Annotated in this window: 25 protein-coding genes and 2 pseudogenes; 12 read left to right on the top strand and 15 right to left on the bottom strand. The window is 52.7% G+C overall.

Going from position 1 to position 25701, the window contains the following annotated elements:
- The first annotated feature begins 61 nt into the window (after positions 1–61).
- Together rfbA and rfbC are read left to right on the top strand one after the other, a co-directional pair.
- Complete coding sequence (rfbA, locus tag ABOK31_RS16685; RefSeq protein WP_349956760.1) at positions 62–949, top strand: glucose-1-phosphate thymidylyltransferase RfbA; 888 nt, start codon at positions 62–64, stop codon at positions 947–949.
- A 62-nt stretch (positions 950–1011) separates the two neighbouring features.
- Positions 1012–1560, top strand: coding sequence for a dTDP-4-dehydrorhamnose 3,5-epimerase (rfbC, locus tag ABOK31_RS16680; protein ID WP_349956759.1), 549 nt, complete (start codon positions 1012–1014; stop codon positions 1558–1560).
- A gap of 14 nt (positions 1561–1574) precedes the next feature.
- Here rfbC and ABOK31_RS16675 read toward each other — a convergent pair whose 3' ends face one another.
- Positions 1575–1943 (bottom strand): phosphomannose isomerase type II C-terminal cupin domain, encoded by a 369-nt coding sequence (locus tag ABOK31_RS16675; RefSeq protein ID WP_349956757.1) that lies wholly within the window; start codon positions 1941–1943, stop codon positions 1575–1577.
- A 227-nt stretch (positions 1944–2170) separates the two neighbouring features.
- Between ABOK31_RS16675 and ABOK31_RS16670 the strand changes: the two genes are divergently transcribed.
- On the top strand, positions 2171–3313 hold the full coding sequence (locus ABOK31_RS16670; protein WP_349958997.1) for a glycosyltransferase family 4 protein: 1143 nt from the start codon (positions 2171–2173) through the stop codon (positions 3311–3313).
- 21 nt (positions 3314–3334) lie between these two features.
- Here the strand turns inward: ABOK31_RS16670 and ABOK31_RS16665 are convergent, their stop codons facing one another.
- From ABOK31_RS16665 to ABOK31_RS16645, 5 genes and pseudogenes are all read right to left on the bottom strand, one after another.
- Positions 3335–4516 (bottom strand): glycosyltransferase family 4 protein, encoded by a 1182-nt coding sequence (locus ABOK31_RS16665; protein WP_349956755.1) that lies wholly within the window; start codon positions 4514–4516, stop codon positions 3335–3337.
- Positions 4503–5798 (bottom strand): glycosyltransferase, encoded by a 1296-nt coding sequence (locus tag ABOK31_RS16660; RefSeq protein ID WP_349956753.1) that lies wholly within the window; start codon positions 5796–5798, stop codon positions 4503–4505. The genes ABOK31_RS16665 and ABOK31_RS16660 overlap by 14 nt, the downstream gene beginning before the upstream one ends.
- A gap of 50 nt (positions 5799–5848) precedes the next feature.
- Positions 5849–6589, bottom strand: coding sequence for an ABC transporter ATP-binding protein (locus tag ABOK31_RS16655; RefSeq protein ID WP_069611446.1), 741 nt, complete (start codon positions 6587–6589; stop codon positions 5849–5851).
- A 13-nt stretch (positions 6590–6602) separates the two neighbouring features.
- Entirely contained in the window at positions 6603–7409 is an 807-nt protein-coding gene (locus tag ABOK31_RS16650) for an ABC transporter permease (RefSeq protein WP_349956752.1), read from the bottom strand.
- A gap of 266 nt (positions 7410–7675) precedes the next feature.
- Positions 7676–8051 (bottom strand): annotated as a pseudogene (locus tag ABOK31_RS16645) (transposase); the annotation flags it as partial.
- A gap of 166 nt (positions 8052–8217) precedes the next feature.
- Between ABOK31_RS16645 and ABOK31_RS16640 the strand changes: the two are divergent.
- The 4 genes from ABOK31_RS16640 to ABOK31_RS16625 all read left to right on the top strand — a co-directional run bounded on the left by ABOK31_RS16640 (position 8218) and on the right by ABOK31_RS16625 (position 12908).
- Complete coding sequence (locus tag ABOK31_RS16640) at positions 8218–9363, top strand: acyltransferase (protein ID WP_349956750.1); 1146 nt, start codon at positions 8218–8220, stop codon at positions 9361–9363.
- 265 nt (positions 9364–9628) lie between these two features.
- Complete coding sequence (gene gmd / locus ABOK31_RS16635) at positions 9629–10723, top strand: GDP-mannose 4,6-dehydratase (RefSeq protein ID WP_349956749.1); 1095 nt, start codon at positions 9629–9631, stop codon at positions 10721–10723.
- A gap of 4 nt (positions 10724–10727) precedes the next feature.
- Positions 10728–11669 carry a GDP-L-fucose synthase gene (locus ABOK31_RS16630; RefSeq protein ID WP_349956748.1) on the top strand — a complete coding sequence of 314 codons (942 nt, stop codon included), beginning with the start codon at positions 10728–10730 and terminating at the stop codon, positions 11667–11669.
- Between the two features lie 123 nt (positions 11670–11792).
- Positions 11793–12908 carry a glycosyltransferase family 1 protein gene (locus ABOK31_RS16625; protein WP_349956746.1) on the top strand — a complete coding sequence of 372 codons (1116 nt, stop codon included), beginning with the start codon at positions 11793–11795 and terminating at the stop codon, positions 12906–12908.
- 136 nt (positions 12909–13044) lie between these two features.
- On the opposite strand, the gene ABOK31_RS16620 is transcribed toward ABOK31_RS16625, so the two are convergent.
- The 4 genes and pseudogenes from ABOK31_RS16620 to tnpB (ABOK31_RS16605) form a co-directional block, all read right to left on the bottom strand.
- Positions 13045–14001 carry a polysaccharide pyruvyl transferase family protein gene (locus tag ABOK31_RS16620; protein WP_349956745.1) on the bottom strand — a complete coding sequence of 319 codons (957 nt, stop codon included), beginning with the start codon at positions 13999–14001 and terminating at the stop codon, positions 13045–13047.
- A 399-nt stretch (positions 14002–14400) separates the two neighbouring features.
- Positions 14401–14514, bottom strand: a pseudogene (locus tag ABOK31_RS16615) (IS66 family insertion sequence element accessory protein TnpB); the annotation flags it as partial.
- A gap of 17 nt (positions 14515–14531) precedes the next feature.
- A protein-coding gene (locus ABOK31_RS16610; protein ID WP_349956744.1) for an IS66 family transposase occupies positions 14532–16186 on the bottom strand; the annotation gives its coding sequence in 2 pieces (ribosomal slippage) (positions 14532–15439 and positions 15439–16186; 1656 coding nt in all).
- 45 nt (positions 16187–16231) lie between these two features.
- Positions 16232–16369, bottom strand: coding sequence for an IS66 family insertion sequence element accessory protein TnpB (gene tnpB / locus ABOK31_RS16605; RefSeq protein WP_350019276.1), 138 nt, complete (start codon positions 16367–16369; stop codon positions 16232–16234).
- Between the two features lie 53 nt (positions 16370–16422).
- Here tnpB (ABOK31_RS16605) and ABOK31_RS16600 point away from each other — a divergent pair, with 53 nt between their 5' ends.
- From ABOK31_RS16600 to ABOK31_RS16580, 5 genes are all read left to right on the top strand, one after another.
- Entirely contained in the window at positions 16423–16752 is a 330-nt protein-coding gene (locus ABOK31_RS16600; RefSeq protein WP_349956553.1) for a DUF5372 family protein, read from the top strand.
- Between the two features lie 123 nt (positions 16753–16875).
- On the top strand, positions 16876–17337 hold the full coding sequence (locus ABOK31_RS16595) for a helix-turn-helix domain-containing protein (RefSeq protein WP_349956554.1): 462 nt from the start codon (positions 16876–16878) through the stop codon (positions 17335–17337).
- 286 nt (positions 17338–17623) lie between these two features.
- Complete coding sequence (locus ABOK31_RS16590) at positions 17624–19723, top strand: recombinase family protein (RefSeq protein ID WP_349956555.1); 2100 nt, start codon at positions 17624–17626, stop codon at positions 19721–19723.
- 196 nt (positions 19724–19919) lie between these two features.
- Positions 19920–20207 carry a transposase family protein gene (locus tag ABOK31_RS16585; RefSeq protein WP_349956742.1) on the top strand — a complete coding sequence of 96 codons (288 nt, stop codon included), beginning with the start codon at positions 19920–19922 and terminating at the stop codon, positions 20205–20207.
- Complete coding sequence (locus ABOK31_RS16580) at positions 20153–21541, top strand: ISL3 family transposase (RefSeq protein WP_349956741.1); 1389 nt, start codon at positions 20153–20155, stop codon at positions 21539–21541. The genes ABOK31_RS16585 and ABOK31_RS16580 overlap by 55 nt, the downstream gene beginning before the upstream one ends.
- Positions 21542–21568: 27 nt before the next feature.
- Here ABOK31_RS16580 and tnpB (ABOK31_RS16575) read toward each other — a convergent pair whose 3' ends face one another.
- From tnpB (ABOK31_RS16575) to ABOK31_RS16555, 5 genes are all read right to left on the bottom strand, one after another.
- Positions 21569–21745 (bottom strand): IS66 family insertion sequence element accessory protein TnpB, encoded by a 177-nt coding sequence (gene tnpB, locus ABOK31_RS16575; protein ID WP_350019264.1) that lies wholly within the window; start codon positions 21743–21745, stop codon positions 21569–21571.
- Complete coding sequence (locus ABOK31_RS16570; RefSeq protein WP_349956740.1) at positions 21742–22152, bottom strand: transposase; 411 nt, start codon at positions 22150–22152, stop codon at positions 21742–21744. Before ABOK31_RS16570 ends, tnpB (ABOK31_RS16575) begins: the two co-directional genes overlap by 4 nt.
- 229 nt (positions 22153–22381) lie before the next feature.
- The gene (locus tag ABOK31_RS16565) at positions 22382–23011 is read right to left on the bottom strand and encodes a hypothetical protein (protein WP_349956738.1); all 630 of its coding nucleotides are present in this window, start codon (positions 23009–23011) and stop codon (positions 22382–22384) included.
- Positions 23012–23527: 516 nt separating this feature from the next.
- Positions 23528–24133: a hypothetical protein gene (locus ABOK31_RS16560; protein WP_349956737.1), complete on the bottom strand. Its 606-nt coding sequence runs from the start codon at positions 24131–24133 to the stop codon at positions 23528–23530.
- Between the two features lie 83 nt (positions 24134–24216).
- Positions 24217–25689, bottom strand: a complete 1473-nt coding sequence (locus ABOK31_RS16555; RefSeq protein WP_349956735.1) for a glycosyltransferase family 2 protein — start codon at positions 25687–25689, stop codon at positions 24217–24219.
- Between the last annotated feature and the right edge of the window lie 12 nt (positions 25690–25701).

Raw genomic sequence — 25701 nt, 5'->3', positions numbered from 1 at the left:
CCGGCCATGTCCTCCCGCCGGTGAGACAGAGGCAAATGCACCAAGGACGAGACGCAGGATCATGACGAAGGCACGTAAAGGAATCATACTCGCCGGCGGATCGGGAACACGGCTCTATCCGCTGACGCTTGCGGTCAGCAAGCAGCTCCTGCCGATCTACGACAAGCCAATGATCTACTATCCGCTGACGACTTTGATGTTGGCGGGTATCCGCGAGATCCTCATCATCTCGACGCCGCAAGATACGTCTCGCTTCGAGCAATTGCTCGGCGATGGCAGCCAATGGGGCATAGAGCTTGACTATGCCGTTCAGCCCAGCCCCGACGGTCTTGCCCAGGCCTTCCTGATCGGCGAAGCGTTTCTGGATGGCGCGCCTTCCGCCCTGGTTCTGGGAGACAACATTTTTTACGGGCATGATTTTACCCGATTGCTGCACGAGGCGAGCACCAAGGAGACGGGTGCGACGGTCTTTGCCTATCACGTGCAGGACCCGCATCGCTATGGCGTGGTCGAGTTCGATCAGAGCGGCCGGGCGATCAGCCTGGAGGAAAAGCCGAGGATGCCGAAGAGCAATTATGCGGTCACCGGCCTCTACTTCTATGACGAAACCGTCGTCGACGTCGCTAAATCCATCCGTCCGTCGCCGCGTGGCGAGCTGGAGATCACCGATGTCAATGTTCACTATCTGCAGGCCGGGCGGCTTGACGTCCAGACCATGGGTCGCGGCTATGCCTGGCTCGACACCGGAACGCATGAGTCGATGCTGGAGGCCAGCCATTACATTGCGACCATTGAAAACCGACAAGGCCTGAAGGTGGCCTGCCCCGAAGAGATTGCCTATCGCAGCGGCTGGATCAGCGCGTCTGATGTCGAGGCGCTGGCGAGCCCGCTGAAGAAGAATGCCTATGGGCAATATCTTCTTGGGATCTTGCGCGAGCAGATATTCTAACCGCTAAGGCGCGCTTTATGCCGGCGCATCTTCCCTTGCAAACAATCCGAACAGGACGACGAATGAAAGCCATCGATACCACTATTCCCGATGTCAAGATTATCGAGCCGACGGTGTTTGCAGACGATCGCGGCTTCTTCTTCGAAAGCTTCAATCAGGCGAAGTTCGAAGCAGCGATCGGCCGAAGTGCCGATTTCGTGCAGGACAATCACAGCCGGTCGGGCAGGGGCGTTCTACGCGGCCTCCACTATCAGCTGCCGCCGCATGCGCAGGCGAAGCTGGTGCGAGTTGTAGTTGGCGAAGTCTATGATGTTGCCGTCGACATCAGGAAATCTTCACCGACATTCGGTCAATGGGTCGGCGTTCTTCTGTCTGCGGAAAACAAGCGCCAGCTCTGGATCCCGGAAGGGTTCGCCCATGGCTTCCTGACGTTGAGCGATGACGTGGAGTTTCTCTACAAAACCACCAACTATTACGCGCCGGAGAGCGATCGCGGCATCCGTTGGAACGATCCGAAGATCGCTATCGATTGGAAGGTGACGGAAGCGCTCACGCTCTCCTCCAAGGATCAGCGGCAACCCTTGTTGGCGGATGCCGAACTATTCGATTGATATCGGCTTCGCCATCAGACCCGATTGTAATCGTCGCTGAGCCTAATGATATCGTTTTCGTCGAGTAATTCGCCGTATTGAATTTCGATAAAAACCAAGGGCTTATCTCCGGTGCACGAAACACGATGTTTCGCGTTGAGCGGAATATCGACTGTATGCCCGAGCTGCAGAGCGTGTTCCGTTCCGTCAATCTCCGCAATGCCCTCTCCTGAGACGGCGGTCCAACGTTCGGAGCGGTGGTTGTGATACTGCAGCGACAGGCGCTCACCGGGGTTCACGACAATGCGTTTTACGACGTGGCTATCACCGATATCGAGCACATGCCATGTGCCCCAAGGGCGTTGATCGTTGTCGCCAACCTTATAAAGACTTCCGGACTTCATGAAATTTCCGTTGTAAAAGCGTCGATCGCCACCGCACGACGGGGAATTCAGGGCGGGATTAATTCAGCTGCGAGGGCAGATCAAGCCCCTTGCGCGACGATGCAGTCAATATTGATACAACCGCCGCTACTGCGGGTCATTGCTCAGAAGGCTTCGAGGTTGAAGACGTTTTCAGAGGTCAGCGATGCACTAGTGACGTAGCGGTCGGTTTTCGTTACAGGAATGAAATGCGCGTTCTACATTTTTTCAAAACATATTGGCCCGACACATTCGGCGGCGTTGAGCGGACGATCCATGCGATTGTCAACGGCACTGCTAAGTATGGCGTGGAGTCCGATGTTCTCTCACTGAGCAAGAAGCCGTTGGAAAACAGCGTCGAACTCGATGGTCATATGGCGCACAAGGCCAAGCTCAATTTCGAATTCGCGTCGACCGGTTTTTCATGCGAGGTATTTGGACGTTTTCGAGAATTGAGCCGAAAGGCCGACATAATTCACTATCACTTTCCGTGGCCATTGATGGACATCGTCCATCTTGTCACCCATGCCGGCAAGCCAGCCATCGTAACCTACCATTCCGACATCGTTAAGCAAAAGCTCCTGCTGAAGCTCTACGAGCCTGTTATGCATCGCTTTCTCACGAGTGTTGATAGGATTGTAGCCACATCCCCTAATTACCTGGCGACGAGCGAGGTACTGCAGCGTTACAAAGATAAAACAACTGTCATTCCACTTGGGCTGGATGAAGCGGATTATCCCAAAGCGAGCGATCAGGATAAAGCACGTTGGCGCGCACGGCTTCCTAAACCGTTCTTCCTTTTTGTCGGGGTATTGCGTTACTATAAAGGCATTCACATCCTTCTTGAGGCCGCGAGACGGACGAATACGAACGTTGTCATCGTCGGCCAAGGTCCAATGGAAGCTTCGTTGAAGAGCTTCATGAAACAGCATGATCTACACAACGTGTTTTTTCTAGGAGCGCTACCCGATGTGGACAAGACCGCGCTTCTCGAATTATGCAGTGGTGTTGTATTTCCTTCTAATCTTCGTTCTGAGGCATTCGGCCTTTCGCTTGTCGAAGCTGCGATGTTCGCTAAACCGATGATCTCCTGCGAAATAGGAACGGGCACGAGCTTCGTCAATCAAGATTGTAAAACAGGCTACGTCGTGCAACCAGACGATCCATCAGCTCTTGCAAAAGCAATGGAACGTCTTGTAGACGATGGTGAATCGATTGCGTCTTTGGGTGCGGCCGCTCGCCTGAGATACAAGGAATTCTTCACGGCAGAACAAATGGGCCATAAATATGCTACCGTCTATGATGAATTACTAACGGAACTCGGAACAGAAAGATCTATGCGCGCCAAATGATCGGGATGCCTGACACTACACTTATTTAAAAGGCCGCAACACTCGTCGCAATACTCGCCACAGCAAGACCGCTCCGGGCAGACTTTTGATTGTCCATTTAATGCGCTCGCGATGACGCATCGCCGATGCTTCTGCGCCAACAAATCCTTTTCGCTGCAATCTCAGGAGCTTATGCAGGAAGCGATAAAAGTCCCGATGTGCGAATCTTGTTATGGAAAGATATTGATCTGCAAACTTAACGTCATGTTCAGTAAGATCGGGAAAGGGCGTCGTTTGCACAAAATATGGAAGAAGTTTCGAAGTCTCCTCCCACTCTTCGCACCCTTTGAGATAAAAAGCCCTTGCCGCTTTTCCCAGCAATTCAGCGCGAGCTAAGGTAAGGCCACCGTTATTTCCAGAGGGCTTTATCTTCTCAAAAGAAGCAGGGGAGTCATAATCAATGAGTATACCGTTCACACCGTCAATTATGTACTCATTTGCCGTGGGTTTATCATGAGCTATTACGCACATACCCCTTGCCATCGCTTCGATTAGAGGGTGTCCTATGCCCTCGGTGCGACGAGGGCTCAAGAATACATTCGAAGCTTCGAGCGCTTTCCGATATTCAGAGGCATCCTCGCCGAAATGAGTGACAGTGCACCCCCAATCGGGCTTCCAATCCTCTGCAGATTGTGTGTCGGGCGCATTATGGATATGGAGCGACGCAACCGCGCTGCCGAGAACAGACCTAGCGAATTTATAGTGAAGCCCGTCTTCAGGTCGGCGTTGCCAAAAGAAGCCGCGCAATATTCCAAACTTGGCTTGCGGCAAGTCCATTTTTGCCACGCCGAAATATTTCGCGTAGATGCTTTCAATTCCCAGCGACTTGTGGAGCAGGTGCAGCTTTTCGCTGAAGTTAATGAACCGAGCCTGTCTCATTGACAGCCAGTACCAGTCCGGAGCTGTCTCGACACCATCAAACATTGGCACGCAGACGACTCTCTTGCCACGCGTTAGGAAATATGGCGCGCAAAACTCCGTCTGCCAACATACCACCAAGTCATAATCAGAATCAGCAATTTCTCGCATCGTGGACCGCGGATCGGGGTCCAGGTAAAACACGTGAACAACAAAGCTCTCCGAAAGAATCTCAACGAAGAAATTACTTGACCGCGTCTTTCGATGGAAAGGATGGTCGATGAAGGCAATTTTAGGCATGGTCATTGTTAAAACTTTCAAGAATAGCCTTAAGACCGAGTTCAAAATCCGACTGATACAAAGCTCTGGCAGCCGATACGCGTTGCTCGACGTCTTCCTTTGACCATTCAGCTAGTTCGAGTATCTTATCGCTAAACTCGAAATCGCTTGTCGCCACCAACCCATTTCCATACTTCCTAACAAGTTCGGAAAATCCCAATCCAGTACTACAAACGACTGGCCTACCTACCGCCAGCCCTTCTTGATAGACGGCGGATCCTCGTAGAGCATAGGTTTCTGCATCATACGGGAGAATTAGAATGTCCGACTTTCTGTAGATCTCGTCGATCTCCGCTTGTTTCAATCTCGCCGGTCGCAAGATTAGATTCGGAACATGTTTAAGTATGCTCTGATATCTCGCACGAAACTGATTATCGGTGCGCCTCATGTCCTGAATATCAAAGTAAAATCTATCCAGAGCACCCTTACTTTGCAGTCCACAGATAATCGCATAGAGGCGCATGAATCCTTTATCGATTCTTCCTTGGCCGGGAGAGGTCACAACCTTAACGCTATCCCACGTAATCACCTCTTGCTTGCTTGCCAGAGGATAGGGCATATAGGTCACTGGACATCCAATTAGTCGTTCCAGCAACTCGCAGTATGGCGGCGTCTCAGCCGAAACGGACAAATGAATTTTGTCGGCCAACGCCCGACGAATTTCAGATACAAACTGCGGGCGTCCCGATTCCAAGGTATAATTCGCGCTCTCCATGACGCCGATCATACGAAAATGAACCTTCGGTCTCTGTGCCAAAGGAAGTTTTCGAATTATATCAAGCAAAGAAAGGCAGCCGTAATATTCGGCACTTGGAAAGAAAATTACATCATCCGGACCGACTTTGTACCGCTTAAACACGTCCCGCCAGTCACGCCGGGTCCTTGCTCGAACGTAATCATATCGAAGAAAGATACTGAGGCCGGTGTAGAATGCGCGGCGCGCTAATAATTTGAGCAGAGGAACGTAAGAAACTTCCTTTGCAACAGTATTCCGCTGATTCTTTGAGATGCGTGTTGCGGGCGCCTCAATCAAACCATCATATGGGTAGCTCAACACTCGATCGACTAAAGACGCTTGCTCGGCCTCATCCGGCAACTTACGAGTTGCGAGACACATTGATGAGTCAAAAAAAGGCCGCAGCGCCTGCTCAAAGAGAACCAAACCATTTAAATTATGGCCATACGGCAGAACGCACATATGATCAACGAGCAGCACCCTGCTCGATTGTGACGCAACATTATTTTCCATTCGCCATTTCCGCACACATTGCTATCGCCCGATCTAAAGGTAGCATTCTCCTATCGGAAATAGGCAGCCGCGACGTCGCGACTTGGCCCATCCATTTTTATACGACCGTGCTCGAGCCAAATGATTCGATCGCAATTATTCAGCAGCAAATCCTTTGAATGGCTTGCCAATATGAGAATTTTTGTCGCGTTAACTACTTGATGCAGGCGCTCATTGGCTTTTGTTTGAAACTCCTCGTCGCCAGTAGAGAGCCACTCGTCCATAATCAAAATTTCCGGTCGTACGGCGGTCGATATCGAAAATGCTAGCCTCAATTGCATGCCTGATGAATAGGTGCGGAACGGCATGTCGAGGAAATCGCCCAGTCCCGAAAATTCGGCTACCTGGTCAAATTCTCGCTTCAAGACAGCAGGCGCCATTCCCATCATCGCGGCGCGAAGTCGTATGTTCTCTCGGCCTGTGGCCTCTGGATCTATCCCCAAGGAGATATTAATCAGCGACACGCATTCCCCATTGATCAATGCGGCTCCTCGTGTCGGGCTATAAATTCCTGCTAAAACGCGCAGCAACGTCGTCTTGCCGGCTCCATTGTGTCCGACCAAGCCAAGGCGGTCCCCCTCGGCGAGCGTAAGGTTGATATCTTCTAAGCTTTTCACGACGACATGGCCATCTGAACGCTGGCCGATTATTCCACCTGTTGCTATATCCAGCACGCGGTTTTTAAGAGACCGCGCACGGGCGTTAAATACGGGGAATTCAACAGAAACATTTTGAAGCGAGATTGAGGTCATAAAATTTTCCGCGCTACAGCCAATATGCAATGCGTTTGCGGTAGTTGCCAAAAAATAAAATTGCGACGGCCCAACCTAAAAACATTAATAATACACATACCACCCAGTTCAGCGTTGAGGGATAGACGCCTAGCAAGGGCGATCTCACGACGTTAACAAAATGGTAGAAGGGATTAAGCATCAACAGATCCTGAACAATACCTGGCGGCAAGGTTTCCTGCTTCCATATGACGGGGGTCGCATAAAAAACAACCTGAAGCGCGTTTTGTACCACTTGGGTCATGTCACGGTAGCGCGTGCAAATTACACTTAAAATCAATGCAATCCACAACAAGTTCAATGTAACAAGAATAAATCCAACTGGCGCAAGTAGCACGATCCAATTGGGCGCATGAAGGAAGACAAGTAACACAAAAGGAAAAACGACAATATTATGGGCGAACATAATTGCGTTCCTCCATACCAACCTCATGATATGCGTAAAGATCGGCATCCTTACCTGTAGAATAATACCTTCTGCCGAGATCAGGCCAACACAGCTCTCAGCGAGCGTCGTGGATATAAAGCCCCAGATGATTAGGCCTGCACATAGATACGGCAGAAAATCCTGCATTGGGCTTCGGAACAATGTACCGAAAATTACACCGATAGCCGCGATTAGCACAGCCATATTAATGGAAAGCCAAAAGGCCCCGACCTTCGACCTACGATATCGTTGAGCAATATCTTGCCACCCAAATACCGCAGCTAGGTGATATTTTCGGAGTGCTTCAGTAATATCCGCTACGGCTTCAATCATACGGTCGTGAGTGGTCAACATCGACGAAACCCATTTTTACGCTTTCACCGGCCGGGAGCCAAAATTTGACGGGGGTCTATCGCAAACAGCCGTTTTAGTAAATGGGTGACAATTTTTGATGCGCTAAAAGTGCTTTGAAAAGCGATTCCCAGCGATTTCAGCGCCTACGACTACGTTCGTAAATGGTTTTTGGCATACGGAGGCGAGTTCAGCAGTATGGACATCGTTCCGCGGCTGGCGAGGGTAAAGGTGCCGTGATGACCGTGCATCAGATTGCACCTCGTCGTGGCCGGCGTCAACGATATCAACGTCTGGCAATTGCGCTCTTGCCGAGCTTCGACGCACACTGCGGTGCGAGCCCGACAGAATGATCGCCCTTCTTTGGCAGACCTGTGCCGTCGATGACCAGAAACGAACCTGAAACTCAGACAATTCTGCAGGCCGCGCCGCCAATTCCACCTTAAGAGGACCGGCATCCCAAATCCCATCCGAGATGAAATGATGCAGAGATCATAGTGATGAGGTGCAAGCCGTTCCGGCATCTGCTCGATGCTCTTGCGATCGCCGGGGGTCAATAAGACCCGAAATATACACCGGCCATATCTGCTGCCGCTTCTTGTGACCAAGCTTCGCGACGAACGGCTTAAGCCAATGAGCAAGTATAACATCCTACTCCGCCATCTCGCGCATCCGTTGAAGTGTCCCTCATCATCGCCAATGGAAACGTAATCCACCAAAGGAGCGCTAAGAGGTCCAGCTATCTGACGATAGTGCTCGAAAAAATTCAGCTTATCTTGACTGTCGACATTTCCGCGCCCTAATTGCGCGAATGGAAAGTGAAAACTTCAAGCCGATTGAGGGACTGCGCGCTTATTTGGCGTTTTGGGTCGCTATTGGGCATGGCTTGCAGTTGTCCGGATACTTAAGTCTACCCCCGCCATTCAGTATGTTGTTGGACGGATGGGCTCCGGTAGCTGTATTTATGATCGTCAGCGGTTTTGTGATCACGCATTTGCTTTCGACGCGTAAGGAGCGATACGGCTATTACATCACAAGACGGTTTTTTCGCCTCTATCCTGCGTTCGTTTTTGCTTCCGTCATCGGATATTTTGTCATGGGAATGTGGTCTGAGACCACTGCGGCCGCTCCATGGAGGACTGCCGTGGGCTGGGATTGGTACAATGGTTATGTTCGCTCGATAACTAACCAGACCTACCATAATACATTGCCGCACCTAATCGCTCACGCCACGATGCTCCATAGTGCGATACCTTATGAGATATTGCCGTTGGCCGCAGCAACATTTTTGCCGGCTGCTTGGAGCATATCGCTTGAATGGCAGTTTTATTTAGTCGCTCCGCTGTTGATTCATGCCACACGTAATTTTTATGCGATGTCCGCAAGTATTCTTGTTTTCGGGATTGGATACTGGGCGACGTCGAGGGGCTATCTTGGAAGTTATCAGCTTAACGCTTTTCTCCCGGCGGCCATCTTTTACTTTATCGTCGGTATCGCTTCACGTTTGAATTTTGAGAAATTGCGTCAGGCGCGCAATCCAATAAAGCTCGTTGCCATCGCGGTTATGGTCGTTCTAGCCGTTACATCATCGGCTCCAGAGCCGCTCGTGGTGTGGTTCGTGTTCTATTCGCTAATGACATTTCTTACGCACGAAAGCGGGCTGTCCAAATTGTTTAACTCCGTTTTTTCGTCGGATTACCCTAGATTCTTGGGAACGATATCTTATTCGCTTTACCTATTGCACCGCCCAATGCAGGTCGTATTGGGTTTTGCGGCCGTCTCACTCTTCGAGATGAGCCGACCTGCAATGTTCTTCGTACAAATTCTGGCGGTGTTGTTGGCGCTCCCAGTGGCATATTTATCGTTCGAGTTCATTGAGCGGCCGGGGATTGCTTTTGGCAAATTAATGGCTGAACGGAAATTTAAACGTGCCGAGGTATCTGCCGTGAAGATCTAGTTTCGCGGAGATTTGAAAATTGAAGGCCGGCGGCTACCGGCGCGATATAAGTCCGGACGTCCTGGTGTCATTTTCATCGCCTTAAGGCCGATCGTCAGGCGCAGGCCATGGTCCAAAGTTCCGTTTCCAGGTTATTTCGTCAGCGTTTAAAACCATACTTCAAACAACAGTTTGCCGAGGAAAAGGCCCCATCGTTGAGCTATATGTTGCAAATGCGATTGTTTTAGATGTAGGAAGTCCCGATACAACGATGGGAAATCAGAATATGAAGGATGTGCGGAAAGTTGCACTCATCACGGGGGTTACAGGGCAGGATGGATCATACCTTGCTGAACTGTTGCTGCAGAAGGGCTACGAAGTTCACGGAATCAAGCGCCGTGCCTCGCTTTTCAATACGAACCGAATTGATCATCTTTACCAAGATCCACACGAGGAGAAGCCACGATTTATCCTTCATTATGGTGACATGACGGATTCATCGAGTCTCATCCGAATCATTCAGCAGGTTCAGCCGGACGAAATTTATAATCTAGCAGCTCAATCCCATGTTGCTGTCTCGTTTGAGGAACCGGAATATACTGCAAATTCTGACGCGCTTGGCGCATTGCGAATCCTCGAGGCGATCCGCATCCTTGGTCTTGAAAAGAAAACACGTTTCTACCAAGCCTCGACTTCGGAACTCTACGGCTTGGTTCAGGAGATTCCGCAAAGAGAAACAACGCCGTTCTATCCTCGTTCACCATACGCGGTGGCCAAGCTCTATGCGTACTGGATTACGGTCAATTATCGGGAGGCTTATGGCATTTATGCATGTAACGGCATCCTCTTTAATCACGAAAGTCCGGTGCGAGGTGAAACTTTCGTAACGCGAAAAATTACCCGTGCTATTGCGCGCATCAAACTGGGTCTCCAAAGCTGCTTATACCTTGGCAATTTGGACGCCAAACGGGATTGGGGGCACGCGAGAGATTACGTTGAAATGCAATGGCTGATGCTTCAGCAGGAGACGGCAGAAGATTTCGTTATTGCAACTGGTGTTCAATACAGTGTCCGCGAATTTGTTGAAGCGGCGGCGGCAGAGGTCGGAATCACCATCACCTGGAGCGGTGAGGGTGTTCATGAAAAGGGTTTTGATACAAACGGCAACTGCATCATTTCGGTTGACCCCCGATATTTCCGCCCGACCGAGGTGGAGACGCTTCTCGGCGATCCATCGAAGGCGATGGAGCGATTTGGCTGGAAGCCCAAGATAACATTTAACCAACTAGTTGCCGAGATGATGCGAGAGGATCTGAAGGCTGCTGAGCGAGATGAGCTTGTCAAGAGCCACGGTTATCCGGCCTATGACTTCCACGAGTAGGCCAATGGAAAAGAACAGCAAAATCTATGTTGCTGGGCATCGGGGTATGGTCGGGTCGGCCATCGTCCGTCGCCTTCACGCTGCTGGCTACCAAAATATTGTGACTCGCACGCATTCGCAGCTTGATCTGACCGATCAGGCCGCCGTGTCTGCATTTCTCGACATGGAAAAGCCTTACTACGTATTCATGGCGGCAGCGAAGGTTGGCGGTATCCATGCCAATAATGTTTACCGTGCTGATTTCTTGTATCAAAACCTCATGATCGAGGCCAACATGGTGCAAGCAGCATGGAACGCCGGCGTTCAACATATGCTATTTCTCGGTTCCAGTTGTATCTATCCGCGCGATTGTCCCCAGCCAATCAGGGAGGAATATCTCTTAACTGGCCCTCTGGAGCAAACAAATGAGCCGTACGCAATTGCTAAGATTGCCGGCGTTAAATTATGCGAAACATACAATACTCAATATGGGACCAAGTATGTTTCCGCCATGCCCACCAATCTCTACGGACCGAATGATAACTACGATTTGAACAATAGCCACGTTTTGCCGGCGCTCATTCGTAAGGCCCATGAGGCGAAAAAACGCGGCGATTCTGAGTTGGTGGTTTGGGGATCGGGTAAGCCAATGCGCGAGTTCCTTTACGTCGACGATATGGCAGACGCTTGCGTTTTCCTGATGGAAACCGATGTCGAAAATGGCTTGTTTAATATCGGGACAGGCGTCGATGTTACAATCCGTGAACTCGCGAAGACCGTCATGGAGGTCGTTGGCTTCGATGGCACAATTGTCTTCGATCAGTCGAAGCCAGATGGAACACCTAGAAAATTATTGAATGTGGACCGGATGAAGGAACTCGGCTGGCAAGCCAATATCTCTCTTCGCGAGGGGATTGCGTTAGCTTATGCTGATTTTCTTGCGCGTATTAATAGCGACGCATCATAACGTCGATATGAACCTAAGACGCGGCAATTTCACCGAAATTCGGCTTGTGCAAGATGGACTTTATGCGGGACTCCCTAAGCGTAGCTACCTTCATTCTTTCACGCGATAAGGACATCGTATAGGATGAGAATTGGAGTAGACGCGCGTAACCTTGTTCATAACGTTACCGGAATCTCTCGTTATCTTCTCGAAACTTGTCGTGTCCTATCGGTTTTCGGACATGAAATAGTTCTTTATCTTCCTGAGAAGCCTAAGACAGATATTCCCGAAATCCAGGGCGCAGTCACAAGAATAGCGAATTATCGTGGTGGGACAAAGCGGATGATATGGGGACAAACTGTTCTGCCCCATTTAGCCAAACGCGATAGCATTGACGTATTTTGGGGACCCGCACACCGCTTACCATCTTTTCTCAACAATCGGATTCCGCGTGTGGTGACGATACATGATCTGGTATGGCATCATGCGGCATCGACTATGCGTCTGCAAGGATGGTTCGGGGATCGGTACTTGATGAGCCCGGCAATAAGTGCTGCAGATCGGGTTGTTGCGGTCTCACAAGCCACGGCTAGTTCCGTAAGCTCGATGTTTCCAAGAGCGCAGAAAAAGCTGCGAGTCGTTTACCCTGGGCTTACATCCTTGCCCTGGGATGGCTCGGATGCGTTTCTCGAGCAAAATCGAATTAGTCGTCCTTTCGCCTTATTTATTGGAACACGGGAGCCTCGTAAGAATTTATTGCGTTTGTTAGAGGCCTATGCGCGATTGCCGGATGTGACTAAGCAAAAGATGATCCTTGTCATTGCCGGCGGGACAGGTTGGCACATGGAAGGTCTTCGGTCGTACATTACACATTTGAAAATCGATGATTGCGTTCATTTAACCGGGTATGTTTCGGACGAAAATCTTTCTACCCTTTATAGAAATGCCAGATTGCTCGTTATGCCTTCAATTTATGAGGGCTTTGGATTTCCAATAATCGAGGCGCATGCAAGGGGCGTTCCTGTGATTACCTCCAATTGCTCCTCAATGCCCGAGGTTGCTGGAAACGCTGCATTACTGGTGAACCCGCTGGATGTTGCTAGCATATCAGATGCGCTCAATTCCCTTGCTGTTGATGACAATTTGCATGCTCAACTCTCGCGCAATGCTACGCTAAACGCCAGCCGGTTTAACTGGGACAACAGCACTCGAGATTTAATGAAAGTGTTCGATGAGGCGATAGCTGAAAGGAGGCAATGAAGAGATACCCTCGTCTGTTGATGCCATCGATTGTAGCTAGCGCGAAGGTCAAATGTCGACTTAGCCCGGCGATTCGTTTGCCAACGATATAGGTCGCCTTTTGCCAATAGTTCTCCTGCATTGTTCGCAACGGTTTTTACCATATTCGGGAAGCTAGTCTTCTCCCTGCCTCGATGGGATTTTCCTTCAACGTGAAAACTGGAAGCTTGAGATCTCTGGCAACCGCCAAGGTCTTCTGGTCACCGATGCCGCCCGGTACCGTGTGGATACCGAGAGCTTCGCCAATAAACACCCCATGAGTTCGGTTGGAAATGACCAAGTCTTGCGCGCAATAATGATTAATCAGTTCGTCTAAAGAGCGATCATTACGCGTTATCTCAATTTTCCCCGCAAATCGCGAGAATAAATACTCAGCTAAAGCTGCTTCGTTGGAAGGCGGATGCGTCAAATGCCGACACTGAAGAATATATGTCAATTTCAAGGGGTGTGGCGCTAGATGGTTAAGTGTACCGAGAAACTCAAAATACCAATTTATGCTTTCGGGCCCCCAATTGTGGAAATTAAACCCGACCCTGCGAACCGAACGATCCTGGGGAAAATGATTGAAGTTTGCCGCAACATATTTAGCGAGCGCATCTTGCTCAAATTCGACAGAGATTCCAAAATCGGCGCATAGTTCTATAGATGCGTGATCCCTCACGCTAAATTGGTCGGCAATATTGGCAAGTTCTATAAAAGTTGAGGGGGCTGCCCAAACCGTTTCGCTTGCTACATGAACACATCGAATATTGAACTGCCCACCGGCAGCTTTGATTTTATGGGCAATGGCTAGCATTTTATTGAGCTGATCAACGGACCAGATGAAGTTTCCTCCACATATGATGATGTCATCTGCCGCAATATCACTAAGTCCGGCAGCGTCCTCCAAAAGCATAAATGGGATCTCTGACATGAAAGGAAGCGGAGAAAATCCAATTAAAAGATCGGGCATTCGTTCAGCTGCGAACGCCTGAATGAGATAGTCATCGCCGCGATTGCCCACTCCAAATGCACCCACATAACCAACCCGACCCGCAATCTTGTTGGAAATCATCGTTTTCACCCCTTCACGCTGGAGTTCGATAGTACCAAGTCGTCGTCGTTCTATAGGCCGACCAATATCAAAAAACTAGAAATCTTAGTCGAGCTTCGGCCGAATTGTAGAGGCTAATGTACACAAAAAGCGGAAAAATGGCTTTTGGCTGCGGAAAAAGATCCGTGCCTCAGAGCTGGCTCGGAAAAACTGAAGAGCCGGTATACGTGGAATTTCTGCCTGACTTTGACTTAGATGCCGGAAACAGAAGATAGCAGTTCAAGCGGTTTGCTGGTCGCGAGAAGTTGAGCGATAAGCTGCCTAGCGGCACACCCGTTCGAGCGTTTTGCGGATTTCGATGAATCGGGACAGCGATTTCGGCAAGTCGCGGACAAGCATTTCGCTAAGTCGCGGACAAGCAGGTTCCGAATAGCTCTCCGCGACAATCCGCAGCTTCATCTCTTTGCTAAAACGACGACGTCGACCCGTATCGACAATCTCAACTCGATCCATAGCCGCACTGTCCGTAAGCATACGGTGAAGGCCGCTGGTCATGCCGCTTGAGCGTCGATGGTCGGCGGTGTCCAGTTCCATGGAAGCAATTGCTCCAACCTGATGATCGGAGTGTCGGCTATGCGGGCGAGGATGTCGACAAGCCACGCCTGCGGATCGATGTCGTTGAGCTTTGCCGTCATGATCAGCGTAGCCATGAAGGCGGCACGGTCAGCGCCACGATCCGATCCGGCGAATAGCCATGATTTCCTGCCCAGTGCGAAGCCTCGCAGCGCTCGCTCGGCGGCATTGTTGGTCAGGCAAATCCTGCCGTCGTCCAGGAATGACGTGAAGCCATCCCAACGCTTGAGCATGTAGTCGATCGCCTCTGCGACCGGAGAACTGCGCGACAGTTTTGCACGCTCGGTTTGAAGCCAAGCCTGCAGATCGTCGACGAGCGGCAGGCTGTCTCTACGGCGTCGCTCCAGGCGTTGACCGGCGGCAAGCCCGTTTATATCCCGCTCGATATCGAACAGGGCGTCGATCCGTTTGACGGCTTCCAGCGCCATGGGCGAGATCGGCCCAGCGTTCTTTCCACGCTTGGCATTCGCCGCGATGTCGGCGAGCACGAAGAACTTACGTTTCGAATGTGACCAGCAAAACGCCTGCCTTAGCGGATTTGGATCGCGATCAACCTTGAACAGCGGATTATAGCCGCCATAGGCATCCGCCTGCAGAATGCCGGTGAAGGTCTTCAGATGGCGTTCCGGATGCTCCTGTCGCCGGTCCCGCGATGCGTAATACAGAGCGGCCGGCGGTGAGAGCCCGCCGAATGGTCGGTCATCCCGAACATAGGTCCAGATGCGGCCCGTATCGGTCTTTCCCCTCGCCAGGATCGGCACTGTCGTGTTGTCGCCATGAAGTCGCTCGGCGGCCAGAACGTGCGCTTCGATCAGTGAATGGATAGCTTCAACGCCGCGGCGCATGCTCCGACCTGGTCGGCCAATGTCGATAAGCTGAGGTCGACGCCCTCGCGGGCATAGCGTTCGCTTTGGCGATTGAGCGGCTGGTGCTGGGCGAACTTCTCAAACAGGATCATCGCCAGCAGGTTCGGCCCTACAAAACCGCGGGGCGTCATATGGAAGGGTGCAGGTGGCTGCGTAATCTTCTCACACTCACGGCAGGTGAACTTCTCCCGCACCGTCTGGATGACTTTCCACTGACGCGGGACGACCTCCAGGGTCTCGGTGATGTCCTGACCAAGCTTCGACAGTTTGGTCGATCCGCAGCAGGCGCAATTCGTGGGGGCAGCGATGATGACGCGCTCACGGGGCAGGTGTTCGGGAAAGGGCTTGCGTGAAGGACGCTTGCGCTCGAAGGCTTTGACGGCTGAGATTGTGGCTGCGATCTCCGCGGCCAGTTCATCTTCACCGGCGTTTGCTTCTAGCTCCTCGAGCTGCAGCTCCATCTGCTCAAGGAGCCGCGCCTTACGCTCGGACCGGCTGCCGTAGAGTTCACGGCGAACCTTGTCGATTTCCAGCTTCAGCCGTGCGATCAGCGCCTCGGAATGCGATACGAGGGCCTTTGCACTGGCGGCGTCAGCCTTGGCGGTCGCTGCCTCTGCTTCAGCGGCAACACGTCGAGCGCGTTCCTGGGCCAGCAGTGCAAGCGCACTGGTAAGGTCGTCCGGAAGCGCTTCGGTCGCATTGCTCATGACAGGATGGAATCATATTCGACCCTGTCATTCCAGTGTTTTTGCTCATCCGGCAGATGTTGGCCGCCAGGTCCTTTGCGGCATCCGCCAGTCGATACCCTCCAGCAGGTAACCGAGCTGCGCAGGCGTGATCACCACCGTGCCATCGGCTGCTGATGGCCAGATGAAGCGTCCGCGCTCCAGCTTCTTGTACCTTACCTGAGAATGCAGCCTCGACCCGCGCAGATCAGCAGCTAGTGCTGGTTACACATCAGTTTCATCCCCTTTTCGGACGGCAGCTGCCCTGCGTTGGTAAGCGAAGTAACTTGCAGGGCGAACGTTTGCTGTTGCAGACCGACGATGGCGCCATATGGCCGCTTCCCCCTCAATGGACTGATCTTGCGAGCATTGATCCAGAAGTTGTCGCGAGCAACGGGCGGGCGCTCTTGCTCGTTTCGAACTTGATGGAACTAGCCAGCATGGTGGAGCACCTTTGTGACAGGTTGGCAGCGCGATCGAGAGCGGAGTGTAAGGATAATTATGCCGCTGATGTAAACGAGATTATGCCGCAAGAGGACTCGCAATGAACGGTATACCTCAATTTTTGCGGCATATTGCTTTATTTAGCTCAGGAAGTGTCCTTGATGTAAATGAGATATGCGGTATAATTATCATTACATTAAGACCCGATCTCATACTCGGAGCCCGCAATGCCTGCGAAGTACGGCGGCAAGCGATCAAAGATGGATGCCCTCATCGACGAAGGCACCTTCAATCCAAATTCCGAGAAGGTGCGCGACCCAAAGTTCCGCGGCAGCGAGTTCTTCGATCCGCACGACGCCGTCCAGGTCAAATACGAGATGTTGCGGCGAGTCTCTGTCGACAACGTCTCCGTAACGGACGCTTCCGACGAGTATGGCGTTTCCAGACCGACCTACTACCAGGCCAAGGCAAACTTCGACACGAGGGGGATTGCCGGACTGGTGCCGGCAAAGCCGGGTCCCCGCGGACCCCACAAGGTCGACGACGAAGTGCTGGCATTTTTGCAGGCGCGGCTGGTTGCGGGCGAACCCGTTCGTGCGCGCGAACTCGCCAAGCTGGTCCGCATCGAACTCGATGTGGCGCTTCATCCCAGAACGATCGAGCGGCTGTTAAAAAAAACGATCCGCTAGACGTTACCACGGCATCGGCATGTTCATCGCCGGCCATCACAGACCAGTACGAAGTGCTGCGCCGCGCAGCTCTCGGCGAAGTTCTGCCGCTCAAGGCTCGTAGCGGCCTCATGCTCTTTCTGCGTCGCGGCATGTGGGGATGGGCCCGCGCACTGCCTGCAGCAGCAAGTCCTGATCAAGACCAGTTTTACCTGTCATCGGCCACCCGACCGGCGCACGGCGAACTCAGCGCCGTCGTTCATGTCCTGGCGACCATCGCCATGAGCATCCACCAACGGAGAGCACCATGAATGTACATCTCAAAGTCCAGTCTCATCACCGTGAACGCAGCGCCTACCTCTACATCCGCCAATCTTCGATGCGGCAAGTCATCGACAATACCGAGAGCGCCATGCGCCAATATGCGCTTCGCGGGCGCGCTATCGCCCTGGGTTGGCGCGAGGAGCAGATTATCGTCATCGATAACGATCAGGGCGAATCCGGCGCATCGGCGGTCTGGCGTGAGGGGTTTCAGCGGCTGGTCAGCGATGTCGGCATGGGGCATGCCGGGATCGTCATGGGCCTGGAGGTCTCCCGTCTGGCGCGCAACAATGCCGACTGGCAGCGGCTGCTCGAGATCTGCGCACTTGCCGACACCCTGATCCTCGACGAGGACGGTGTCTACGATCCGGCAAGTTTCAACGACCGGCTCCTGCTCGGCCTCAAGGGAACAATGAGTGAGGCCGAACTGCATGTGATCAAGGCACGGCTGCGCGGCGGCATCCTCAACAAGGCCCGGCGTGGCGAGTTCCGTTGTCCGCTGCCGACCGGGCTCGTCTATGATCCGTCCGGCAATGTGACGCTTGATCCAGACCTGCAAGTCAGAGAGACGATCGCCCATTTCTTCGAGACATTCTCTCGCGTCGGATCCGCCTCCCAGACCGTCAAGGCCTTTCGTCAGGAAGGCATTCTCTTTCCATCCCGCTTGCACGACAGCCAGACGGTTTTCCGGCCACTGACGCCTTCGACGGCGATGCGCGTGCTGCACAATCCACGTTACGCCGGAGCCTATGCCTATGGACGCCGTCGCTATAGACGAACCATCGATGGCAAAAAGCTCGTGCGCAAACAAGGTAGTGACGATTGGACAGCATGCATTCCAGATGCCCATCCCGGTTACATCAGCTGGGAGCAGCATCAGGAGAACCTGAGGATTCTAAAGTCGAACATCTGCCATAAATGGAACGCGGCGGTCGCATCACCTCCGCGCGAAGGCCCGGCGCTGCTGCAGGGGCGCGCCGTGTGTGGGCAATGCGGCAGGCATTTCCACATGCGCTATGCTGCTCGGCGTGGCCGGCAGGAAGCCTGGTACGTTTGTGATCGCGCCCGTACCAATCGCGGCGAACCCTTGTGCCAGGCGATCGCCGCACCTCCCGTCGATGAAGCCATCGGTATGCTGATCGCAGAGCAGATGACGCCGGCGGCCGTCGAACTGGCGATCGAAGTCCGCAAAGAGATCCAAGCGCGGCATGAAGAGGCGGATCGGCTGCGCTGTCGCGCGATCGAGCGTGCCCAAACGGAAGCCGATCTCGCCCAGCGCCGTTTCATGCTCGTCGATCCCAATAACCGCCTCGTCGCCGACACGCTCGAAGGCGAATGGAACGAGAAGCTCCGCATCTTGGCTAATGCCCGCGAAGAGCGCGAGCGCGCCCGGGAGCACGATCAGTTCATCCTCGATAAGGCCGTCCACGAGCGGTTGGTCGCAATGACGGCGGACTTCAAAAAGCTCTGGACCAATCCAGAGACCCCGAACCGCGAACGAAAGCGCCTGCTTGCCCACATCATTGAGGACGTCACCCTCCTCAAACTACCGAAGAGAGGCACAACCAAGGCTCATATTCGCTTCAAGGGCGGCAAAACCCAGACGCTCGTCACCATGAGCCCCAAATCTCCCAGCCAGCAGGTCAAGACGAACCCCGACATCATCGTGCTGATCGATAAACTCCTCGACGATCATATTTTTTCCGAGATCGCAGAGATGCTCAACAATCAGGGATACCGTCCGGGCTCGGTGACGCGCCGTGACCAGCGCAACGCCCGCTTCACAACCAAACGCGTCACCTACCTCGTTCGCGAATACAAGCTGAGATCACGCTATGACCGGCTCCGGGATCGTGGGATGTTGACAAAGAAAGAGGCGGCTGCACGCCTCAATATCCATGAGCATACCCTCGCCAGATGGGCTGAACATGGCCTCGTCACCAGCCATTCCTACAACGGACACTATTACCTCTATGAGATCCCCGAGGCAGATCTACCGCAAAAGCAATGCAGTCGATGGAACCAGCTCGTCGATCGCGTCGCCGCCCATAAGGAAAATGCCAGACACCCCAAAACCTTCAACTGAATGCGAAAGAGAGATGCAGTATGAATGCAGATCGTTCGTAAACAAACAGGCTCCCTGGCCGTCATGCCAGATCACCTTGATCAGGCCGCCACCGCGGCTGTCAATGCCGCGTGAATTTTCCCCAGAAGTGGGCTCTTCCGCAATTTCGGTGCAACTTTCTGAATCCTGTTGATTCGACACACGAATCAGCAGGAGCATGGAAATGGCGAAGCGTATTCTACCGTTGATCCCGCCGTCTTTGGTCGTCGATCACGTTCAGCAGTCGAGAGAGGCGATATCGATCGATTGTCGATTCCGATCGACAGGAGGCAAATGCCCGGATTGCCGCAAGGCCTCGCATCGTGTTCATAGTCGCTACGAACGACACCTTGCAGACCTGCCGTGGCAAGGGCGTGCGGTCACGATAACCTTGCATGTCCGGCGCCTGCGTTGCAGCAACAAGAGATGCCGCAGGCGCATATTTGCCGGAACGTTGGTGATGTGACTTGGCGCTATTGCCGGCGCACAAGACGCCTGGGAGACGTGCATCGCAGTATTGGCATGGCGTTGGGAGGAGAGGCGGGCATGAGATTGGTCACCCGCCTTGGCATGCCTGTGAGCGCCGACACCATTTTGCGGATTGCGCGGACACAGCCCTCTGAGAATTGCGGAGTACCGCGTATCCTGGGCGTTGACGATTGGGCCTGGCGTCGCGGACAGCGCTATGGAACGATCCTGGTCGATCTGGAAACGAACAATGTCGTTGATCTGCTGCCCGACCGCGAGAAGGAGACGCTCTCTGGATGGCTTGCGGACCATCCCGGCGTTGAAGTCATCGCTCGGGACAGGGCCGGTGCTTATGCGCGTGGCGCCCGGGAGGGAGCACCGAAAGCGCAGCAGGTCGCCGATCGTTGGCATCTCCTGCGTAACTGTTCCGATGCCTTGCAGAATGTCGTGGAGCGACGATACCGCGTTATTCGGGATATCGGAAAGGCGCTTATGGCGCAGATCGATACGGATGATCAAACGCGCCGCGAGCGCGGGAAAGAAGAGCTGCTTCAAAGACGAGCAGCACGACAACAGAACAATCGGCATCAAGATCGGCGCGCTCTTTTTGAGGAGGTCACCCGCCTGAGCGGCATGGGATGGAGCCAACTGGCGATCAAGCGCGAGCTTGGCATCGACCTCAAAACCATACGGAAATGGCTGAAGGACAATCAACCTGGGACATGGGAGCGCACGGTCTTCACGGAGAATCCGGCCGATACCCATGCAGACTACGTCCGCAGGCGCTGGCTTGAAGGCTGCCGCAACGCGACACGACTTTATAGGGAGGTCTGCGATCGCGGTTATCGTGAGAGCGTAAAGACCTTTCGCCAGTGGGTAAAAGTGAGGCTGCGCGACGGCGTCCCCGCACCTGTATTGTCTCGGGCCTCGCGCAAATCTTCATGGCGCACGCCTTCGTCCCGGCAAACCGTTCGTCTTCTGACAGCCGAAGCCGATACTCTCCCGCGGAACGAGCGGGCCTTTGTGAATGCCATTTCCTCGGCCTCACCTGACGTTGCCACTGCTGCCGACCTGGCACGGCGCTTCCAGTCCATGATCTGCAATCGGGAAACCGCCGCGCTCAAGCCGTGGCTACATGATGCCGCAACCGGGCCGATGTCTTCGTTCGCGCGGGGGATTCGTCGCGACGTCGAGGCGGTGCAAGCTGCATTGACGTTGCCATGGAGTACCGGGCCAGTTGAAGGCAAGATCAACAAGCTAAAGCTCATCAAGCGATCCATGTATGGAAGAGCTGGGATGGATCTCCTGCGTTCACGTATCATCGGCACCTGAGTTGCACCGAAATTGCGGAAGAGCCCGCTATTGGGGAGTATTGCTCCGGTACTGACAGCGGCCGCGGAATACGAACAGGTGCCCACACATCGGGTCACGCTTCAGCGCCTCCTGCACCATCAACGACAGATCCGGAAAACCCTTTCGCATGTCCGTATGGCCTGTCGCCAGCCAGACCTTTACACCAGCAGGGACCGGGATCATCGACGACCCAGCACACAATCAAGAATGCGGCCAAGCGCTTCCGTGTCGATATCACTATCCACGCGTACGCGTCTGCCCCGACCAAGCTCAATCGTTACATCGCTACGCTTCCGACGAGCATGGGATGTGGTGGGCGGTTCCGGTTGAACCGGAGAGACTGCTGGCGCGGTCTCGGACACGATCACCGGCACCAACGTGGTTGCCGTCTCGGTCTTCGGCTCCTCGATCCGGCACAGCTCCTTGCGCCAACGGAACAACTGGCTGACATGGATACCGGCCGCGCGAGTAATCTCAGAGATAACCGCGTCCGTCTCAAAGCACGCCGCGACGAGGCGCTCTTTGTCTTCGCGTGACCAGCGACGACGGCGCTCTACGGACGTGATAACCTCAATTGGATGCTTCGTCATATGACTACTCCTAGTGTTACCACTAGGACTGGCAGTCAGCAGCCCTCTATCGCAAGACGGCCTTCACCGTAGGCTTACCACTGTCCTTATTGACGTCAATAAGGACAGTCAGTGCCAAGTCAGACAATCTCTACAAGGCGGCCCACCTCAGACGCGTACTGATTATCAAATATCATGGCCTGACGACCGGCATCTTGAAATAACGCGACAATGAACCGACCCGCATCTTTTATTTAAGCAGGCAACTTTTGATCCACCGCACGAAATTCTTTTGCGACCGCTTCGCGCTTCGAAGTTTCCAGATTTCCTGGAACGTCCCTAAAGGCTGGGAGCTTTCGACGACCCAACTTGCTCCATCGAACAACTTCAAGATATCGGCTCTAGAATAATCATTTACCCATGCGTGCGTGCGCCTGTTAGCGGCCGTCTCAGGCGCATCCGTGATGCAATAAGAGACAACGCATGTGGAATAGTTTTTTGCCAACTCTGACATGAACGCAGCCGGGTCAAAGAGGTACTCAAGCACACCGAGGCAGGCGGCGGCATCGGCGTCTGTTTTTGGCGGGGCCTCATTGTTGAAATCACAGACGATTGTATCCGGCCCGCGTCCGGTTACGTCCACCGGAATATATTTTGTTTCGTCGGCAAGATAGTTCCGTAGAATCATTGTACCGCAGCCAAAATCAGCCACGGCAGGCTGACCAGCCAAATAAGAACCAGCTATTGCCGCACGTTCGTTCCAAGGATCAGCTTCAGGAGAGGCTAAATTTTCCCACCGCGATTTTAGCGTGCGTCCTTCCTCTATAGCCTTTTCGGTTAACTCGATCCGATCGGCTTCACCCAAATCATAGAATGACATCTGCTGCCCACAAGGTTTGAAATACTTCACCATTCAATAAAAAATGGCGACTAGCAGACCTTCATGAGCCGTAGATGAAGAAGAAGCGAAGTTATGTACAAAAGTTATTAACGTCCTTAAATCAAAAGATTAATTAGAAAATCGACAACTGCCACAACCTTTTGCAAAGCATCCGCGGTATTCTTAAAGCTTCAGTCGATGCTGAACAATAGATAAAGCCTTATCGCTCGCCCAAACGATTAGCGATCCGACAGAAATCCCGAACACAACAAACAGTCCCCCCACGCAGATGCCGAGAAGCTTTATACGCTTACCTCTTGGCTGTGCCACGTCCTCTCTGAGTTGCCCCAGCGGGGCGAAAGGGCCGACATCGTCGACCTGCTGCCGTTCAACTTCGCCAGAACCGACGCCGCCTGACACAATAAGGCTCCAAACATTGAGCCGATGCCGATCATCGGCTTGGCGTCAACATGCAGCGAGAATCGCGCTTAGGCAAAAAGTGCCAGAAATCTGCACTTATCGGATATTATTATGAAAGATCTTGCCGATCGGCGTGGCATCCGACACTTCCGGAGCGATCACCGAATGCCCGGCGGACAGAATGCCGTTGACCATTGGGCAAATAAATAGATTTCCCTTAAACGATAGTTTTTCGTAGTTCTCGATAGAATGAACAGCGGCTAAAAGATAGGTATTGCAGTCCTTAAACGAATAAACTCCTGCCGAGGCATTCGTGCTTATGACCTTTTTCTCGGCTGCTGCGGTAACTACGCCGTCCTTAATCGAGAGATAGCTGTAATCTTGGCTTGTAGACTGGAACACTGGAACTATCATTCCAATGTTATTCGCGAATTCATCGATCACCACGGGCTGTTCAAAAAGAATGTCTGCAAGGTCAACGATGCAGGCACCGCTATCTGTGGTATAGGCCACTCCACAAAGCACAGATAGCATCGCTCCTTTGGTCAGTGCTGGTATTTTGACTATCAAGCATCCCGGCCATTCCGCACTTAGGTAGGAATACAGTTGTGTGGATTCAGGGATATCCCTAACTACAAAAATGTAATCAGATGATGCCAGCTTACCGCGCCACGAACGGCTGTTAATTGCTTTGGAAAGCAAGGGAACTCCGTCCACTGGATACAGTGGACGGAGCCCAAATCGTTCAGACCAAAGATCTGGTCCGGCTAGCGGGACGATACATTTCATTGTGAGCTGCGCGAAATGTAGGCGTTTAGATCGTCAGGGGTGCCTATGCCGTGCATAGCGTTCGCGTTGACCTCGAAAACTCCGACGCTCTTCTTTTCTGCTATCATGTAATTGTACACTGGGCAGACGTAAAACTCGTTGTTTACACGGTCGTTCAGCGCGATCATATCCAAAGCGGCATTAAAGAAGGTTTGCGCAGTCTTAAAGTAATATATGCCGACGGTAGCCAGGTCGGAAATCGCAACCTTTTCACGGACCTCAGACACCAGCCCATTTTCGCCCAACCTGGCAAAAGACCATTTCGGGTCGCGAAGAACATCCTTGAAAACGAGTATGGAACCATCGAGGCGTTGCCTCTCCGCGTCCCGGATAAACATATCGCAGTCAAAATCGACAATTTGATCGCAGTTCGCAATCAGAATTGGCCTGCTTGGATCAAGTTTTGAGCGAGAAAGCGAGATTGTACAAGCCGCACCTTCGGTCACCTGGTCAACAGAAATGAAGGTAACATCTCCTCTAGCTTCCAGTTCATCTGCCAGCTCAGGTTCCGCTTGAAGATGCTCCTTTCGGGCGAGGAGAAAGAACTTCGCGCCCTCAACTTTCAAGTTGTCGAGAACCCTCTCAATCATCGTTTTGCCGAGCACATCGATAAACGGCTTCGGTTTTTTGTATCCCGCCATACTAAAACGACTGCCGAGCCCTGCCATCGGAATAACAATCTGCAAGCTATTCTGAGCTTCGGTCGAAGCCAGATCTTTAGCCTCAAGGCGACGCTCATAAACATCAACCCTCTGCGGGGAGTAAAGGCTGTGGTAGTGGGAATCGCTGATGTCGTGATAGCCCACTTTTCCTCCACCCAAGATTACCGCATTGAGTGTAGGCGAAAGGAAGAAATTCCCGCCAACGCTCGCGCCGTTCTTGATGGTTTCTTGGGCCGCGTGGACAAATGACGCTCCGGTGCGGAAAAAATAATATCCGGCGATTGCTCGGCGACTAAGTACCCTTTTCTCAGCCGCCTCACCAACCAATCCAACTCTGTCCAGCTTAACAAACGACCAGCGGGGATGAACCGAAGGAAACGTTATAACCGCCGCATCATAACCCGCGTTGAGGAAGCTTCGATTTATGGACGACAAATTTGCTTCGATGACCTGATCTGAGTTGCAGATAACAAGCGGAGATTCATCGTTAAAATGATCGATGGCCATCAGGGCGGTGCATGCAGAACCCATCGTCGGCTTTGTCAAGCGAACGATTTTACATTTCCCGTCTGTCGCCAATCGAAGGGCCTCATCCAGGCTAAATTCGTCACAGTCAGATTTACGAACCACGAAGATGAATTCTGCATCAACATCGCGGTCTCGAAGGTTGCTGATGACGTGTTCTATCATCGGTCGCCCCTCGATTTCTACGAGAGGTTTTGGGAAGTGAAATTCAGCGCGCGGGAAAAGATCGGCGTCTGCCGCCATCGGGACTAGATA

The sequence above is a fragment of the Rhizobium sp. ZPR4 genome, from assembly GCF_040215725.1.
In the GTDB taxonomy this organism is placed as follows: Bacteria; Pseudomonadota; Alphaproteobacteria; order Rhizobiales; family Rhizobiaceae; genus Rhizobium; species Rhizobium rhizogenes_D.
The sequence above is the reverse complement of the archived record's forward strand: the minus strand, read 5'-3'. Positions and strand labels throughout refer to the sequence as shown.